Consider the following 16,391-nt stretch of genomic DNA (forward strand, 5'->3'; position numbering starts at 1 on the left):
GCTCCCCAGTGGTCACCGCGCCCGGCCTCGCGTAAAGAGAGCCGCCGCCGTGGACCTCCTGTATTTCGCGCTGCTCTGCTCCGTGCTCATCTTCGTGCACGAGCTCGGCCACTTCGTGTGCGCGAAGATCTTCGGCGTGAAGGTCCTCACCTTCTCGATCGGCTTCGGCCCCCGGGTGCTGCGCCTGCGGGGCCGGGAGACGGAGTACTGCATCGCGCTCCTGCCCCTCGGCGGCTTCGTGAAGATGCTCGAGGAGAACCGGCAGGAGGCGGTGCTCCCCGAGGATCGCAAGCGCACCTTCGAGTCCCAGGCGCTCTGGAAGCGCGTGATCATCGTCATGGCCGGCCCGGCGATGAACGTGCTCTTCCCGGTGCTCCTCTATTTCGCCGTCTTCGTCGGGGAGACCCGCTTCGTCCCGCCGACGGTCGGCGTGGTCCTGCCGGGGCACCCGGCCGAGGGCCGGCTGTTCCCGGGCGATCGGATCCTCGAGGTGGACGGCGAGCGCGTCAGCACCTTCGCCGAGCTCCACCGCATCGTCGCCAAGAGCCCGAACCAGGAGCTCCGGCTCAAGGTGTTCCGCAACAAGGATCACGTCGAGGTCACGGTCGTCCCGGAGGAGAAGGTCGTCCAGAAGCCGCTCGAGATCGTCGATCGGGTGGGCGAGATCGGCATCAAGCCGAGCCGCCCTGCCGCCGTGGTCGGCGTCTCGCGGCCCGACTCGCCGGCGTTCCGCGCCGGGCTCCGCACCTTCGACGTCGTGACCGAGGTGCGCGGCACGCCGGTGAAGACGTTCGCCGACCTGGAGCTCGCGCTCGAGGAGAGCCGCGGCGCCACGGTGCCGGTCACGTACCTGCGCCCGATGCCGGTGCCGCGCGCGCTCGGCGGGCTGGCCGAGCTCGCGGTCTACGAGTCGGGCGTCGCCGCGCTGACCCCGGAGAGCGGCCACGGCGATCTGCTCGCGCGGACCGGCATCGAGCCGGCCGATCTCTACGTCGCCGAGGTGCCCGTGGGCTCGGCCGAGTGGGACGCCGAGCTCCGGCCGGGCGATCGCATCACCGAGGTCGACGGGGTCGAGGTCACCGCCTGGTCGACGTTCGTCGAGCGGCTGTTCGCGGCGCCCGACCGGCCGCACGTGATCACCTGGCAGCGCTCGGGCCAGCGCAAGAGCGGCACGATCGAGCTCCGGCGCGAGGACTGGGTCGACGAGTACGGCCAGCACCGCCCGCGCTTCTACCTGCGCGCGTCGAACTGGTCGCCGATGGTGGCCGAGCCCTACGTCGAGAGCCCGTCCGCGTTCCAGTTCGCCCTGGAGAGCGCCGTCGACGAGACGTACGACGTCATCCGGTTCATCGTGGTCGGGATCGTCCGCATCATGGAGGGCAAGGTCAGCATCTCCACGCTGGGCGGCCCCATCACGGTGTACGACGTGATCGGCGAGGAGGGCGCGAAGGGGGTGAGCTATTTCGTCTGGGCGATGGCGGTCATCTCGATCAACCTTGGGCTCATCAACCTCCTGCCCATCCCCGTGCTCGACGGCGGCCACCTCCTGTTCTTCACGTTCGAGGCCGTGCTGCGGCGCCCGCTGCCGCTGCGCGTCCGCGAGATCGCGAGCCTGGTCGGGCTCATGGTGCTCATCGGCCTGATGGGCATCGCGTTCAAGAACGACGTCGAGCGCCGCTGGGACGTGATCCAGGGGCAGTTCAAGGAGCTCGTTGGCTGACCGGGCACAACGCGGCGGGCGCGGCGGCGGCGGCGCCGCGGCGCGCTCCGGGGAGAGCGCCGCGCGCGTGGTGGCCGCGCGCGTGCTCGCGCGGGTGTGGGGCTCCGACGCGTTCGCCTCGGCGGCCCTCGACGCCGAGCTGCGCCGCGCCCCGGCGCTCGACCCGCGGGACGTGGGCCTCGCGACCGAGCTCGTCTACGGCGTCCTGCGCGCGCAGGCGGCGCTCGAGGCGCGGATCGCCGAGCTCGCCGCGAAGGGCCGCTGGACGGCGGATCCGCTGGTGCGCGCGCACGTGCTGATGGGCGCGTACTCGCTGTGCTTCCTCGATCGCGTCCCCTCGTTCGCGGCCGTCTCCGAGGCGGTGGACGGCGCCCAGGCGGCCGGCGGGCCGCGCGTGGGCGCGTTCGCGAACGCCGTGCTGCGCAAGGTCGCGGCGGCCGTGGAGGCCGGCGGTCGCCCGCTGCTCGCCGACGCGGTGGTCGCGTCGGCGCCGGGGTGGCTGCGGGGGGCGCTGCGCCGCTCGCTCGGCCGCGCCGCGGCCGAGGCGTTCCTGTCGGCCGGCCCGGTGCCGCCGCCGACCGGCCTCTGCCTTTCGCCCGGCGAGGACCGCGACGCGTGGCTCGCGGCGCTGCGGGGCGCCGCGCCCGCCGCGACGTTCGAGGCGGGGCGCGTCTCGCCGGCCGCGATCGTCGCGCGTGGGGCGGGCGATCTGCGGCGGCTCCCCGGCTTCGGCGCGGCGTGGATCGGCCAGGAGGAGGGGGCGCAGGCGCTCGCGTTCGCGCTCGGCGCGCGGCCTGGCGAGCGCGTGCTCGACGCTTGCGCGGGCCGGGGCAACAAGTCGTGGCTCCTGTCGCGCGCGGTGCTCCCCGGGGGCGCGGTGGACGCGGCGGACCTGTATCCCGCGAAGCTCTCGCAGCTGCGCGCGACGCTGAGCGCGCCCCCGGCGAGCTCGGAGGGCGCAGGCGCGGAGGGCGGGGGCGGCGAGGGCGCAGGCGCGCGCGGCGGGGGCGCAGGCGCGCGCGGCGGGCTGGAGCGGGCCGCGGCGTTCGTCCGCGAGACGTACGCCGTGGACTGGACGGTGGGCGCGGGCGACGTCCCTGAGGGCTACGACCGGGTGCTCGTGGACGCGCCCTGCTCCGGGGTGGGCACGCTGCGGCGGCGCCCGGAGATCGCGCTCCGGCGCGCGGCGGACGACCTCCCGCGCCTCGCCGATCTGCAGGTCGCGATCGCGCGCCGCGCGGCGACGCGCGCCCGGGACGGCGGCCGGCTCGTGTTCGCGGTGTGCAGCGTGCTGCGCGAGGAGTGCGAGGCCGTGGCGGCGCGGCTCGCGGCCCCGGCGGACGACGACCTCGGCGTCCGGCTCGAGCCGGCGCCGTTCGACGCGGAGCTCGCGCGGGAGCTCGCGGGGGGCGGGGACGCGTTCCGGCTGCTGCCGCACGTGCACGGCACGGACGGGTACTTCGCGGCGATGTTCGTCGTGCGGCGGCGGTGACGGCGCCGCGGTGAGCCCGTGCCGCGGCGGCGGCGCGCTCCCCACCGCGTCCATCGCGGCACCGGCGGCGGCACGTGCACCGCTATCCTGCCCAGCAGCAGTACACCTGTGCTCAACAGGCAGGTCGGGGCAAGTGTAGCGAACCCTGGATGCAAGGGTTCAGCAACGACACCTGCGGCCGCTGCTGATACCGCGTCGTCAGGACTCATCCCTGAATGATGAGATGATGAACCACAGAGGCACAGAGGGCACAGAGGGAGAAGGAGAGAGAGATGATTCATCTCTTTTCTCTCCCTCTGTGCCCTCTGTGCCCTCTGTGGTTCAAATCCTTCCCATCACGGAACCAGCGACGATCTCGGAGCCAGCGGCACCAGCGTCCAGGCCGGACTGCCGCGCCGCCTCGCGGCCGGTCCTCGCCTTGTCCGCTCGTCGGGGCCGGCCGAGCATGTGCCCGCCCTCGGGAGACGCCCGCAGGCTGACATCGCTGGCGACGCCGCGCGGCGGTGACGCGAGCGCTACCCGCCAGACCGGCAGGCGCCCGCAGGAGTACCCCGCGATCCCGTGATCTTCGCGAGGCGTCGCGCGGCCGCCAGCCGCTGTACCGTGCCGCGGCCGTGTGAGAGGATCGCTCTCCCCATGAAGAGGATCAAGCTCAAGCTCCACAGCGACGAGTACCACCTCAGCGCCGTCGGCTACCTGTTCGAGGACCCCGCCCCCGCCGGGGATCCGGCCGGGGTGAAGCCGTTCTCGATCCGCAACACGGTCTTCCCCGAGTTCGACCTGGAGCCCGGCAGCTACGTATTCCGCTTCAGGGTCCGGAACGGCAGCGGCAAGTTCCAGATCTTCGCCTTCGACCCCAAGACGAACCAGAGCACCCGCGCCGATTACGACACGTCGAACGGCGCGGAGAACCTCACCTTCAAGTTCACGGTGGCGCAATGAGGACATCCCTGCTGCTCCTGCACACCGCTGCGCTGCTATCGCTCTCGCTCTCGCTGGCGGCGCCCGCGCGCGCGCAGGGCGCGGCGCCGCCGTCGGAGCCCGCGCCGCCCGCCGCGCCCGCACCCCCGGCGCCCGTCCCGCCCGCCGCCCCGCCGCCGGACGCCGGCGCAGCCGCAGCGCCCGCGCAGCCGGGCGGCGCTCCCATCGCGCCGGTCGCGCCCGCCTCGCCCGCGGACGGCGCCGCCATCGCGCCGATCGCCCCCGCCTCGCCCGCGGACGGCGCCGCCATCGCGCCGGCCGGCACGGGCCGCGAGCTCGTCTACCTGGTGCCGGCCGAGGTCACGGGCACCTCGGGGGGCGCGGCGCTCGCGCGCGTCGGCTTCGGGGTGCTGGCCGGTTTCGGCGAGGTGACCGATCCGACGGCCTGGGACGTGAGCACCGTGCTCGAGGCCGAGGTGGCGACCAAGAACGGCCTGGCCACGCTGATCGGCCTCTCGAGCGCCGACGAGGCGGCCCAGGCGCCCATCGGGAGCCTGCGCCTGTCGGCCTCGTTCGCGCGCCTCGACTTCGAGGGCGCGGGCAGCTCGGCGTATCCGCCGCTGATCCTCTACGTCGGCGGCGCGGTCGGGCGCACCCGGTTCAACTATCTCGGCCCCGGCCCCGGGCGGCGCGACACGAGCCTGCCGCCGACCTACGCGCCGCGCGAGCTCATCGCCGTGCCCTGGAGCGCCGGCGCCGCGGCCGTCTACGTCGGCGAAGGCGGGAAGAAGCTCGCGCCGACCATCGAAGGGCAGATCGCGTTCGACTCGCGCTGGACCGCATCGACCGACACGCTCGAGTGGTGCGAGCCCGCGGGCGACGTCGTCGCCGGCGTCGATCCGGTCACCCAGTCGACCACCTTCGCCTCGGCCTCGCGCTGCAAGCGCGAGGTGCTCGGCGCGCCGAGGCAGAGCCAGGAGCTCACCATCACGGCGCACGCCGGCATCGTCGACAAGGTCGCGAGCGCCACGTTCCGCGCGGCGTTCGGCGCGCGCGTCGCGGTCGCGCTCAACGACGACGCGCCGGACGACGTCCGCATCAGCCTGCGCGCCCCGGTCTACGTGACGCTGGCGCGCGCGCCGGAAGGGACGAAGTACCGCGGGCTCATCCGGCTGATGCCGGCGCTCAGCATCGACCGGCGCTCGACCGGCGAGACGGACGTCGGCGGCATGCTCGAGATCAGCTTCCTCGGCCAGCGCGCGATGTTCTCCGACAACTACACGGATCTCTGACGGCGCCCTCCCGCGCAGCGCGTGCCCCGCGCGCGCGCCCTCCCGCGCAGCTCGCTCCCGCACGGCGCGGCGGTCCCGGGCGCCCGGGCCGACCCGGCACTTTCTTGGCCCACCGCGCCAGCATCCGCTACCGACGCACGAGAGCAGCGGAGATGGACCCGGAAGCATCGGGTGGATCGCCGCAGCTCGCTAGGGAGACAGCGATGGGCCCGAGCGCGGCGTACAAGGTGGAGGGGCTTTGCGACGGGGTGCCGGCGCCGAGCGGCGTGGAGGGGCGCAGGCAGGGGCAGCTGAGCCTCTGCAGCGCCCCCACGATGCCGTTCAGCTCGCACGCGAGCGGCGCCGAGGAACCGACGGAATCGAAGCCCTGGTGCGTCGACCACGGCGACTGGCTCGAGGCGATGAGCACGGTAGAGCTGTGGCGCGCGCTGGAGCTGGGGGAGCTTCCGCACAGCACGCGCGTGTGGCGCGAGGGCCTCGAGTGCTGGACGGCCGCCGGCGAGGTGAAGGCGCTCGGCTGGACCATCTCCCAGCCGCCCCCGCCCGACGAGGCGCCCGCCCTCTCCGCCGCGGACGAGGGGCCCGAGTCCACCGGCCCGCTCAGCTTCGCGCTGACCCCCGACCACCTCCGGTCCGTCGCGCCGCGCCCGCACCAGGGCGGCCGCGCGGGGGCCCGCGACGAGCGCGCGGGCTCGTTCCTCCTCGCCCCGTTCCCGCCGGCCGAGGCGGCGGCGCGGCGCGAGACGCCCTCGCCGCCGATCTCCCTCGAGATCCCGTCGTGTTTCCCGGCGGTCCCCTCGTCGCCGCCCGACACGCTGCCGAGCGCCGGGACCGCGAGGGCCGGCGCCGCGAAGCCGGGATCCGAGCCGGCGCGCGGCGCGCGCGACGCGGACCAGGCGCCGCGCGGGCGCGCGTCGGGCACCTGGTCGCGGCTCGGGCGGCTCGCGCGGCGCGCCCGCGCCTCGCGCAGCGCGGTCTCGCTCGCGGCGGGCAGCGCGGCGATCGTGCTGGCGCTCGGCCTGTCGGTGCTGAGCGCGCTCGCCCCTGCGGGAGCGCCCTCGGCGGCCGCGGTGGCGCCGGCGGCGCGCCTCGGGGTCGCCCAGGGCGTCGCAGCGGCCGGCGCCCAGGTCGTCGCGCCCGCCCCGGCGCTCGCCGGGGCGGCCGGCGCCGCGGCCCTTCCCGCCGCGGCCCCCAGGCCGGCCCCGGCGCTCGCGCCGACCCCGGCGCTCGCCAAGGGCGCCGGCGCGGCGCTGGCCGAGGGCGCCGGCGCGGACCCGGCCGAGGGCGCCGGCGCGGACCCGGCCGAGGGCGCCGGCGCGCCCGAGCTGCGGCCGCAGCAGGCGGGGAAGGCTCCGGCGGCGGGCGCGAAGCCGGCGCCCCTGGGTCGGCGTGAGCGCGGGCAGGTCCGCCTGCGGCGAGGGCGGTACGAGCCGGACGGCGCGCGCGGCATCGCCCATCCGGGCCGCGGAGCCGGCCCGTCGGTCGGGACGGGTGCCATCTTGCGCGACTCGCGCTAAGGTGCGCGCCGCGCGGCGGCCGGCTCCGGCCCCGCTGCACTCCGGCGTCGTTCAAGGGCAGGACGGGGGACTTTGAATCCCCTAATCGTGGTTCGAATCCACGCGCCGGAACCAATCGAGCGCCCGCGCCCTCTGAGGGGGATCGTGGCGGGCGATCTCCATCGGGCTGACGGGAGCGCCGCGGGCGCGGTCGCACGGCGTCGCGGGCGCGTCCGGGGCCGCTGCCTGCTCGCTATTGTCTGGCGCGGTCGAGCCGGGGTTGTTTACCGTGGTCTCACCGAAGGCTCTGCGCCTGCCGCGGGGCGGGGGCGAGATCCTGGATCCTGGAGGACCGGACGGCGTGGCGAGCGATGAAGGGGACCGCGTAGGCGGATCCCCGACCCATGCAGATGCGGACCGCGGGCGCGGCGCTGCGAGCCGCGCAGATGCGGACCGCGGGCGCGGATCCCCGACCCACGCAGATGCGGCTCGCACGCGCGGCGCCACGATCCGCGCAGATGCGGATCGCACGCGCGGCGCCACGATCCATGCGGGCGTGGAGCCCGCGGCGCAGCTCGAGGTGAGCGAGGCCCAGTTCATCGCGCGGCTCGTCGCGCGCGACGAGAGCGCGTTCAACGAGCTCGTGATCATGTACGAGCGCCGCGTGTTCGCGCTGGTCTACCGCATGCTCGGCCGGCGCGACGAGGCCGAGGATCTGTCGCAGGAAGTCTTCGTGCAGGTCTTCAAGGCGATCGATCAGTTCCGCGGCGAATCGAAGCTCTCGACCTGGATCTACCGCATCGCCGTGAATCTCTGTAAGAACCGGACGAAGTACCTCTCGCGGCGGCACGCCGGCGCCCAGGACGACGTCGACGCCATGGTCGAGCGGGTGCCGCTGTCCGCTGCCAAGGGCGTGAGCGTCGGCGACGTGAGCCGCCCCGACGAGCTCGTCGAGGGCATGCAGCTCGAGGCGGTGGTGAAGCACGCCATCGGCCAGCTCGATCCCGAGTTCCGGGAGGCGCTCATCCTTCGCGACGTCGAGGACATGTCCTACGAAGAGATCGCCTCGGTGACGGGTTTACCGGACGGGACCGTGAAGAGCCGGATCCATCGCGCGCGCGGGCAGCTCCGCGCGCTGGTCGAGAAGGTGATGGGCGAGAAGGTGAGAGGCGGGAAATGAGCGGAGCGGACGACCCCAGGCGCGCGGGGCAGCCCGAGGAGCCGGCCGCTTCGGGCGTGGAGAGCGGCAGCCGTCCCACGACGCCCCCCGCGGAGCGATCGCGCGGCGACGCGGCACCGCCGCGCGACGCGGCCCCGCCGCGCGATCTACCCGACGACGGCGATCTGCCCGACGACGGCGATCTGCCCGACGACGGCGATCTGCCGCTCGTCGACGAGGTCGATCTGCGCGAGCTGGTCCGCGGCGCCATGCGTGCGCCGCCGGCGGCGCCGCCCAGCCTGCTCAGCGGCGTGCAGCGTCGGATCCGCGTGCGCTCCCGCGGCAAGTTCTACGGGGACGGCTGGAGCACCGCGCGCTCCCCGCGCTCGACCTACCTGATGACGAGCCTGTTCATGCTCGCCCTCATCGCCTTCGTCTTCCTAATCCTGGTCCCCTGGAGCGGCGGCGTCCTTCCCTGAGCCGCGCTCCCCCGGAGCGCCGCTCACTGGGTCCAGCGGACGAGGACGCAGGTCACGTTGTCCGGGCCGCCGTTCTCGTTCGCGCGCTCGATCAGCTTCGAGGTCGCGACCTGGATGTCCTGGTGGTCCGTCAGGATCTGCGCCATCTCGGAGTCGCTCACCGGGCCGGAGAGGCCGTCGGAGCAGAGGACGTACAGGTCGTTCAGCTGCGGCACCTCGAACCGGGTGTCGACCTTGACCGTGTCCTTCATCCCGAGCGCGCGCACGATCACGTTCTTGTGCGGGAAGTTCGCGATCTCCTCCGGCGTGAGGCGCTTCATCTTGATGTAGTCGTTGAGGAGCGAGTGGTCCTCGGTGAGCATCTCGAGCCTGCCCTCGCGGAAGCGGTAGACCCGGCTGTCGCCGACGTGGGCGACGTAGACGCCGTCGTTCGCCGTGAAGATGCCGACGAACGTCGTCCCCATTCCCCGCTTCTTCGCCTCGCGCTGCGCCGTCTCGTAGATACGCAGGTTGGCGAGCTTGATGCCCGTGATCAGGCGGTTCTCTTCATACCCCTTGGACCGGTCCATCTTGTAGGGCCAGGTCCGCTCCGGATCGTCCTGCGTCTGGGCGAAGAAATCCTGCATCGCGTCGACAGCCATCTTCGACGCGACCTCGCCCGACGCATGCCCCCCCATCCCATCGGCGACCATGAAGAGGCCGTACTCCACCATGATGCCGAAGTTGTCCTCGTTGTGGTTGCGCTTGCGCCCGACGTTCGTCTCGCCGGCCACTTCGATTCGAAACGTTTGGGACACGGATCACCCGATCGAAGGCCCCGCGCCAGGCGCGGGGCCGAATGAGAACCGCGAGCGCCCCGATCGAGCCGCTCAGGCCCGATCCTGGAGGTTCGGTTGACGCAGTGTCAACCGGATCGCGCCCGAGCGCCGAGCTTATAGAATCCCGGCGCGGACCCCCATCATTTTTCGCTTACTTGCGGTACTCTTCGGTGGCTTTGCCGCTCGAGCTCGGCGGCGGGAGCTCGGCCTCGGGCCGCTTCGCCGCGGCCGCCTTCGGATCCGGGGCGGCGCGGAGCACGACCGTGACCTGCCGGTACTTCCCGCCGCTCAGCAAGGTCAGGGGGACCTTCTCGCCGACGGCGTGCATGCGGATCGCGTCGGCGAGCGCCTCGGGGCTCGTGACGGGCACGCCGTCCACGGCGAGGATCATGTCGCTCGTCGCGCGATCGCCGCCCTTCAGGCGGGCCTCGTCGGCGGGGCTCCCGGGGTGGACCTCCGTGACCCGGACCCCCTTGGCGACCGGCGCGGCCTCGCCGACCCCCTGGATCCCGAGCCACCCCGCCGGCTGGACCGCCGTCGGCGGCACGGCGCGGAGGAACCCCCGGATCGCGCTGATCGGCGCGCCGAACGCGACCGGCGTGCACGGCTTGCCCTCGTTCGGGGCGCAGCCGCGGCCGAGGATCGCGACGACGCGGCCGTCCTCGTCGATGAGGGGCGCGCCCAGGTCGAGCGGCGAGACGCGCGACCCGAGCTCGATCGCGTCGTCGAGCTGCCGGTCGTCGCCGCCGAGCAGCGCCCGGTGCGATCGCAGCACGATCGGGACGGCGGCGACCTTGCCGCGCGCCGCCGAGAACGAGCGGATCTGCGCGTCCTGCCGGACCGGATCGCGCGACGAGGCCGTGAGCCCCTCGGTCCACCTGCCGGTCTGCGGCACGAGCAGCGCGAGGTCCCACACGCGGTCGTGGTGGCCGAGCTTCACCCGCACGGTGGTCCCGTCGGCGAGGCGGGCCGTGAGGTCGTTGCCCGCGCCGAGCGGCGAGAGCGCCGTCAGGATGCGCCCGTCGCCGGCGAGCACCGCGCCGAGGCCGAGGACCTGCCCGCCCCGCTCGACGATCGCCACGCCGCGCGCGGCGCGCTCCTCGACCGGGGGCTCCGCCTTGTCCCGGTCCTTGTCCTTCTCGGCCGGGCCCCGCTTCGGGTCGGCGGGGGCCGCCTTCCTCTCCTTCACGCCGACGTCGGCCCGGGCCGGGAGCACCCCCCGCTTGCGCGCCTTCTGGGCCGGCGGCGGGGCCTCTCCCTCGACGTCCTCCTGAGCTTGCTCCTCGTCCGGCGCGCCCTGCGCGAGCGCCGCGGGCGCGGCGAGGGCGCCGGCGAGCGACGCGGCGAGGGCGATGGCCAGCGACCGTCGCCATCGCTTCACAGGCGAGGTGTCAACGGGAGCGCTCGGCCCGGCCCCCCCGGGCGACGCGGCCTTCGCGGAAACAGACGGGCTTGTCTCATTCATAAGCGCGGCTCCTGAGGCGACTGCCGATTCTGCTGCGGCTGGGATCGTATTGCAAAAGGCAAAGGCCGGACCGCCCTGTACGGTGGGATCGGGCACCGGAGCCCGCCGGGGCGGGGGGCAAAAAAAACCGGTCACGAACGCGGGGGACGGGGGCACATGGCCGGCGATGAGGCAGCGATGGCAGCTGGGTTAGCGCTCGTGGGCTCGGAGGGCGACGCGCGGGCGGACGAAGCTCGGGCGATCGAGGGGCTGATCGGGGCAGGCGACTTCCGGGAAGCGCTGTCGCGGTGTGCGAGGGCGTACGCCATGCCGCTCGGGCGGCTGTGCATGGCGTTCACCGGATCGCAGGCCGAGAGCGAGGAGCTGGTGCAGGAGACGCTGCTCGCGGCGTTCGACGCCTTCCCACAGTACCGCGCCGAGGGGAGCGTGCGGGCCTGGCTCTTCGGGATCGCGCGGCGCATCTGCGGGCGGCACACGGAGCTCCGGGCGCGGCGGGAGGCGCGGCTGCGGCTCGTGCACGACACCCGGCCGCGGCCGGACGCGAGCGAGCTCGCGCTGGAGCGCGAGCGGGCCGAGCGCGCCCGCGCCGCGCTCGCGCGGCTCAAGCCGAGCGAGCGCGAGGCGGTGGTGCTGCGCTTCGAGGCGGGGCTCTCCTTCAAGGAGGTGGCCATCGCGTGCGGGATCGACGAGGCGGCGGCGCGCAAGCGCGTCAGCCGCGCGCTGGCGCGGCTCAGGGCCGATCTGGGCGAGGAGTAGGGCGATGAGCGCGACGGAAACGGGTTCGGCGGGGCTGTGCGGCGAGGTCGAGGAGCAGCTCGCGGAGGTGCTCGACGGGACGGCGCGGCCGGCGCTGTACGAGCACATCGCCGGCTGCGACGCGTGCCGCGACCTCCGCCACGACGCGGCGCGGGCCGCGGAGGTCGCGGCGGCCGCGGGCGCGGACTTCCGGCCGGCGGGCGACTTCGCCGAGGCGCTGCTCCGGCGGCTCGAGGCGGCCCGCCCCTCGGAGGGCGCGACGAGCGGCGCGGTGCTCAAGGCGGTGCCCGAGGCGCGCGCGAGCGAAGAGCGCGCGGGCGAAGAGCGCGTGAGCGACGAGCGCGCGGGCGAAGAGCGCGCGGGCGAAGAGCGCGCGGGCGAAGAGCGCGCGGGCGAAGAGCGCGCGAGCGAAGAGCGCGCGGGCGAGGCGGTGGCAGGCGCGCGCGCCGGCGACACCACCGACGCGCGCACCGGCGACACCACCGACGCGCGCACCGGCAACATGACCGGCGGCGCCGCGACCGACGCGCGCACCGGCGACGTGATCGGCGGCAACACCACCGACGCGCGCACCGGCGACATGACCGGCGGCGCCGCGGCCGACGCGCGCACCGGCAGCGCGGCCGCCGGCGCGCACGCCGGCGAGGCGCGCTCCTCCAGCCCGGAGCGGGCCGCGCCGGCGCCGCGCCGCGCGCGAGGCGCGGCCTACGGGCGCCGCTCGGTCATGGCCGCCGCCGCCCTGGCCGCCGCGGCGGCGGTGACGGCCGGGATCGCCCTGCGGCGCGGCGACACGGAGCAGCCGGCCGCCTCCGCGACGGCCGGCGCGCCCTGGTCCGGCAAGGTCGCCTCGGTCTCGCGCGCCTCGGCCGACCGGTCGGGGGGCCTCGAGGCGTGCGACACCTCGGGCGCCTGCGCGCCGCTCGCCGCGGGCGCGGCGCTCCCCGAGGGCGCGACCCTGCGCACCGACACGCGGACGCGCGCGCACCTCGCGCTCGCGGACGGCTCCGCCCTCGCGATCGACCGCGGCTCGCGCGTGTGGATCGCCGGCGACGCCCGCGCGGCGCGCGTCGAGGCGGGCGCCGTCGTCCTCGACGTCGCCCCGGCCCCCGGCGCGCCGCCCGCGCGCATCGAGGTGCCGCACGGCGAGATCGAGGTGCTCGGCACGAAGCTCGCCGTCACCGCGAGCCCGGGGCGCGCCTCGGTCGAGGTCGCGCGCGGCGCCGTGCGCGTCAAAGGCGAGCGGGGCGAGCCCGTCGAGGTGCGCGCCGGCGAGGAGGCGACGCTCGCGCAGGGCGCCGCGCCGAACGTCGCGAGCGCGACCTCGCTCGCCGACGCGCTCTCGTGGAGCGACCGCTCCGCCGAGGAGGCCGACGCCCCGGCGCTCCGCGGCCTCGGCGAGCTCAGGGCGCGCAAGCCGGGCGCGACCCAGGAGAAAGAGCGGGCCGTGCGGCTCGCGAAGCACGCCGTCAAGGTGCGGATCGTCGACGTCGTCGCCCGGACGGAGATCGACGAGACGTTCGCCAACGACACCGACGAGGAGCTCGAGGGCATCTTCCGCTTCCCGCTCCCGCCGGGCGCCCAGATCGAGCGGCTCGCGCTCGAGGTGGACGGCAAGCTGATCGAGGGCGCGTTCGTCGACCGCGACCGCGGGGCCGCGATCTGGCGCGGCGTCCTCCAGAACGCCGCCCCCAAGGCGCCCAAGTCGCGCGAGGAGATCATCTGGGTCCCCGGCCCGTGGCGCGACCCCGCGCTGCTCGAGTGGCAGCGCGGCGGCCGGTTCGAGCTCCGCATCTTCCCCATCCCGAAGCGCGGCTCGCGCCGCGTCGTGCTCACCTACACGCAGCTCGTCGAGCAGTCGGGCGGCGTCCGTCGCTTCACCTACCCGCTCGCGCACGACCAGAGCGGCACGACGAGCATCGGCGACTTCTCGCTCGACCTCCAGGTGCTCGGCCACGACCGGGCGTTCGGCGTCGAGACGCGCGGCTACGAGCTCGCCGCCGCGCCCGCCGAGGGCGCGGCCGATCGGCGCACGCTGCACGCCCAGGGGTTCACGCCGGCCGGCGACCTCACGGTCGAGTACGCGCTCCCCGATCGCGATCGGCCGGTCACCGCGTGGGCCTACCGGACGCCCCCCGCCGCATCGCCGCAGCCGCCCGCGGGGCCGGCCGGGCCCCGCGCCGCGAGCGCGCCGACGAGCGGCGGCGCGGGCGCGTCGAAGCGCGACGGCGCGGAGCACGAGGCGTCGCTCGCCGCGGCGCGGGCCATCGCGAGCGACGCGTCGCCCTACGTCGCGATCGCGATAAGGCCCCGGCTCCCCCGCTGGGAGGAGTCGACCTCGCGGCGCCACGCGATCGTCGTCGACGCGAGCCGGTCCATGGTCGGCGAGCGCTTCGCCCGCGCGACGCGGCTCGCCTCGTCGATCGTCCGCGAGATGGACCGCCGCGACGAGGTCGTCGTGCTCGCGTGCGACACCCTCTGCCGCTCCCTCGGCGAGGGCGCCCAGGGCGGCGCCGCGCGGCCCATGGCGCCCGGCGCCGCGTCGGCCGGCGAGGTCGAGCGCTTCCTCGGCGGCATCGAGCCCGACGGCGGCAGCGATCTCGCCGCGGCGATGATCGCGGCGCGCGCCGCCGCCGGCCCGCTCGACGGCAAGGAGCTCCGGATCCTCTACCTCGGCGACGGCACGCCCTCGGTCGGCCCGACCCGCCCCGCCCACATCGAGGCCGCGGTGCGCGGCGCCGTCCCCGCGGACGGCGCCGCCGTGATCGCGGTCGCGCTCGGGAGCGACGCGGACACGACGTCGCTCCGCGCGCTCGCGCGGGGCGGCGGCGGGGTGATGGTCCCCTACGTGCCCGGCCAGAAGGTCGCGAGCGCGGCGCAGTCGGTCCTCGGCGCCGCCTACGGCCTCGCGCTGCGCGATCCCGAGCTCGAGCTGCCGCCCGGCCTCACCCAGGTCACGCCGGCGCGGCTCGACCCGATCCGCGCCGGCGGCGAGGCGATCGTCGTGGCGCGGATGAGCTCCGGCGCCGACGTCACCGGCGCGATCCGCCTCCGCGGCCGCGTCTCGGGCGAGCGCTTCGAGCAGACCTACCCCGTGAGCATCGTCGCCGGCTCGGGCGCGGGCAACGCCTTCGTCCCGCGCCTCTACGCCGCGGCGAAGATCGCCGAGCTCGAGGAGACCGGCGGCGAGGCGCAGAAGCCCGCGATCATCGAGCTGTCGCGGCGCTTCTCCGTGGCGAGCCGGTTCACGTCGCTGCTCGTGCTGGAGAGCGAGGCGATGTTCAAGGCGTTCGGCCTCGAGCGGGACGGCATCGCGTCCGCCTTCACGGGCGAGGAGCAGGCGCAAGGCGTGAGCGCGAGCGCCGAGGGGGAGCCGCCCGACGACGCGGCGGACGAGGGCGCGGCGAAGGAGGAAGCGAAGGGGATGGGGCCCGCGGAGGGCCTCGGCGTGTCGGGCAGCGGCTTGGGCGGCGGCGGCCGCGGGTGGGCATCCGCGGAGGCGGCGCCGCGTCGCAAATCGGCGTCGGCTCCCCTCCCCCCGCCGGCGCCGGCGGCCAGGCCCGTTCCCGAGATGCCCGCCAACCTGGTCGACGCCGACAGGCCGGCGCCGGCGCCGACGACCGCCGCGCCCGCGGCGCCGCGGCCGGAGCCCAAGAGCGACGACCGCGCCCAGCGGCCCTGGCCCGATGGCGCCGTCGACGAGCCGTGGCCCCGCCCCCGGCCGCGGCGGATGATCCCGATGCGCCGGGTGTTCGACCGCAAGGTGAGCTTCGACGCGACGAACACGCTCGCGCCCGAGAGCGCGGCGAGGACCGCGGAGGCCGAGGCGGCGCTCGCCGCGGCCCCGGACAGCCGCGACAGGACCGTGGGCCTCTACGCGCTCTACGCCACGACCGGCCGCCTCGGCGAGGCCCAGGAGCTGACCGCGCGCTGGAGCGGCCGCGACGCGCTCGACCCCGACGCGCTCATCGCCCGCGCCGACCTCGCGGCCCGGCAGGGCGATCGCGACCGCGCGGTGCGCATCCTCGGCGGCCTCGCCGACGTGCGCCCCGGCGACCGGGCCGTCCAGTCGCGCCTCGCCGAGCTCTGGGACGCCGCGGGCCGGCCCGCGTACGCGTGCCAGCACCGGGTGACGCTCGCCGAGCTCGCGCCCGCCGACGCGAAGCTCGCCGCCGCCGCGATCCGGTGCGCCGGCGACGGCGGCATGAGCGAGCTCGCGGGCCAGCTCCGCCTCGATCTGACGTCCGCCGTGCGGGCGACGGTCGACCGGCTGCTCGCGCAGCCCGACGCGCCGCCCTCCGCGGATCTGCCGGGCGACGTGCGGCTCAGCGCCGAGTGGACCGGCGGCGCCGACCTCGACCTCGCCCTCATCGACGCGCGGGGGCGGCGCCTCTCCTGGATGGGCGCGACCCTCGGGCCGGTGGGCGTCCGCTCGCGCGACGCGACGAGCGCGCGCGCCGAGTCGCTCGCGCTGCGGAACCTCCCCAAGGGGAGCTATGTCGTCGAGATCGCGCGCGCGTCGGCCGGGGACGGCGCCTCGCCGCCCGCGCTTTCCGGCGCGCCGGGCCCCGTGCGCGGCGAGCTGACCCTGCGCCTCGCGGGGGAGACCCGCAAGGTGCCATTCACGCTCGAGGGCGCGCGCCTCGAGCTCGGCACGGTGCGCGTCTTCTTCACCTCCCGCCTGGTGCCGGTCGACGACGTCCCGTCACCCCCGCCGTTCATCCGGGACTGACCCCCCACCTACGCGCTGCCCCCCTCGCCCTGAGCAGCCCGCCCGGCGCACCGCCGGAGCGGCC

At 75.6% G+C, this 16,391-nt stretch carries 11 protein-coding genes and 1 tRNA gene; 10 read left to right on the top strand and 2 right to left on the bottom strand.

The window, feature by feature from the left end; all coding sequences use genetic code 11:
- Positions 1-49 precede the first annotated feature (49 nt).
- The 8 genes from rseP (at position 50) to NQZ70_RS45645 (ending at position 8,559) form a co-directional block, all read left to right on the top strand.
- Positions 50-1,720: an RIP metalloprotease RseP gene (gene rseP, locus NQZ70_RS45610; RefSeq protein ID WP_129579829.1), complete on the top strand. Its 1,671-nt coding sequence runs from the start codon at positions 50-52 to the stop codon at positions 1,718-1,720.
- On the top strand, positions 1,713-3,212 hold the full coding sequence (locus NQZ70_RS45615; protein WP_129579830.1) for an RsmB/NOP family class I SAM-dependent RNA methyltransferase: 1,500 nt from the start codon (positions 1,713-1,715) through the stop codon (positions 3,210-3,212). The genes rseP and NQZ70_RS45615 overlap by 8 nt, the downstream gene beginning before the upstream one ends.
- A gap of 636 nt (positions 3,213-3,848) precedes the next feature.
- A complete protein-coding gene (locus NQZ70_RS45620; RefSeq protein WP_129579831.1) occupies positions 3,849-4,154 on the top strand; it encodes a hypothetical protein in 306 nt (101 codons plus the stop codon).
- Positions 4,151-5,425 (top strand): hypothetical protein, encoded by a 1,275-nt coding sequence (locus NQZ70_RS45625; RefSeq protein WP_165374493.1) that lies wholly within the window; start codon positions 4,151-4,153, stop codon positions 5,423-5,425. Before NQZ70_RS45620 ends, NQZ70_RS45625 begins: the two co-directional genes overlap by 4 nt.
- A 203-nt stretch (positions 5,426-5,628) precedes the next feature.
- Positions 5,629-6,942, top strand: coding sequence for a DUF4339 domain-containing protein (locus NQZ70_RS45630; RefSeq protein ID WP_129579833.1), 1,314 nt, complete (start codon positions 5,629-5,631; stop codon positions 6,940-6,942).
- 40 nt (positions 6,943-6,982) lie between these two features.
- Positions 6,983-7,056: transfer RNA gene (locus tag NQZ70_RS45635), tRNA-Gln, on the top strand.
- 421 nt (positions 7,057-7,477) lie between these two features.
- Positions 7,478-8,101: a sigma-70 family RNA polymerase sigma factor gene (locus NQZ70_RS45640; protein ID WP_237244655.1), complete on the top strand. Its 624-nt coding sequence runs from the start codon at positions 7,478-7,480 to the stop codon at positions 8,099-8,101.
- Positions 8,098-8,559 (top strand): hypothetical protein, encoded by a 462-nt coding sequence (locus NQZ70_RS45645; RefSeq protein ID WP_129579834.1) that lies wholly within the window; start codon positions 8,098-8,100, stop codon positions 8,557-8,559. Before NQZ70_RS45640 ends, NQZ70_RS45645 begins: the two co-directional genes overlap by 4 nt.
- Before the next feature lie 23 nt (positions 8,560-8,582).
- On the opposite strand, the gene NQZ70_RS45650 is transcribed toward NQZ70_RS45645, so the two are convergent.
- On the bottom strand, positions 8,583-9,356 hold the full coding sequence (locus tag NQZ70_RS45650; RefSeq protein WP_020740919.1) for a Stp1/IreP family PP2C-type Ser/Thr phosphatase: 774 nt from the start codon (positions 9,354-9,356) through the stop codon (positions 8,583-8,585).
- Between the two features lie 172 nt (positions 9,357-9,528).
- Positions 9,529-10,758 carry a S1C family serine protease gene (locus tag NQZ70_RS45655; RefSeq protein WP_129579835.1) on the bottom strand — a complete coding sequence of 410 codons (1,230 nt, stop codon included), beginning with the start codon at positions 10,756-10,758 and terminating at the stop codon, positions 9,529-9,531.
- A 261-nt stretch (positions 10,759-11,019) separates the two neighbouring features.
- Between NQZ70_RS45655 and NQZ70_RS45660 the strand changes: the two genes are divergently transcribed.
- A complete protein-coding gene (locus NQZ70_RS45660) occupies positions 11,020-11,598 on the top strand; it encodes an RNA polymerase sigma factor (protein WP_044989539.1) in 579 nt (192 codons plus the stop codon).
- A 4-nt stretch (positions 11,599-11,602) separates the two neighbouring features.
- Complete coding sequence (locus NQZ70_RS45665; protein ID WP_129579836.1) at positions 11,603-16,327, top strand: VIT domain-containing protein; 4,725 nt, start codon at positions 11,603-11,605, stop codon at positions 16,325-16,327.
- The last annotated feature ends 64 nt before the right edge of the window (positions 16,328-16,391 follow it).

Origin of the sequence: Sorangium sp. So ce836 (assembly GCF_028553905.1) — a bacterium.
GTDB classification, from domain to species: Bacteria; Myxococcota_A; Polyangia; order Polyangiales; family Polyangiaceae; genus Sorangium; species Sorangium cellulosum_D.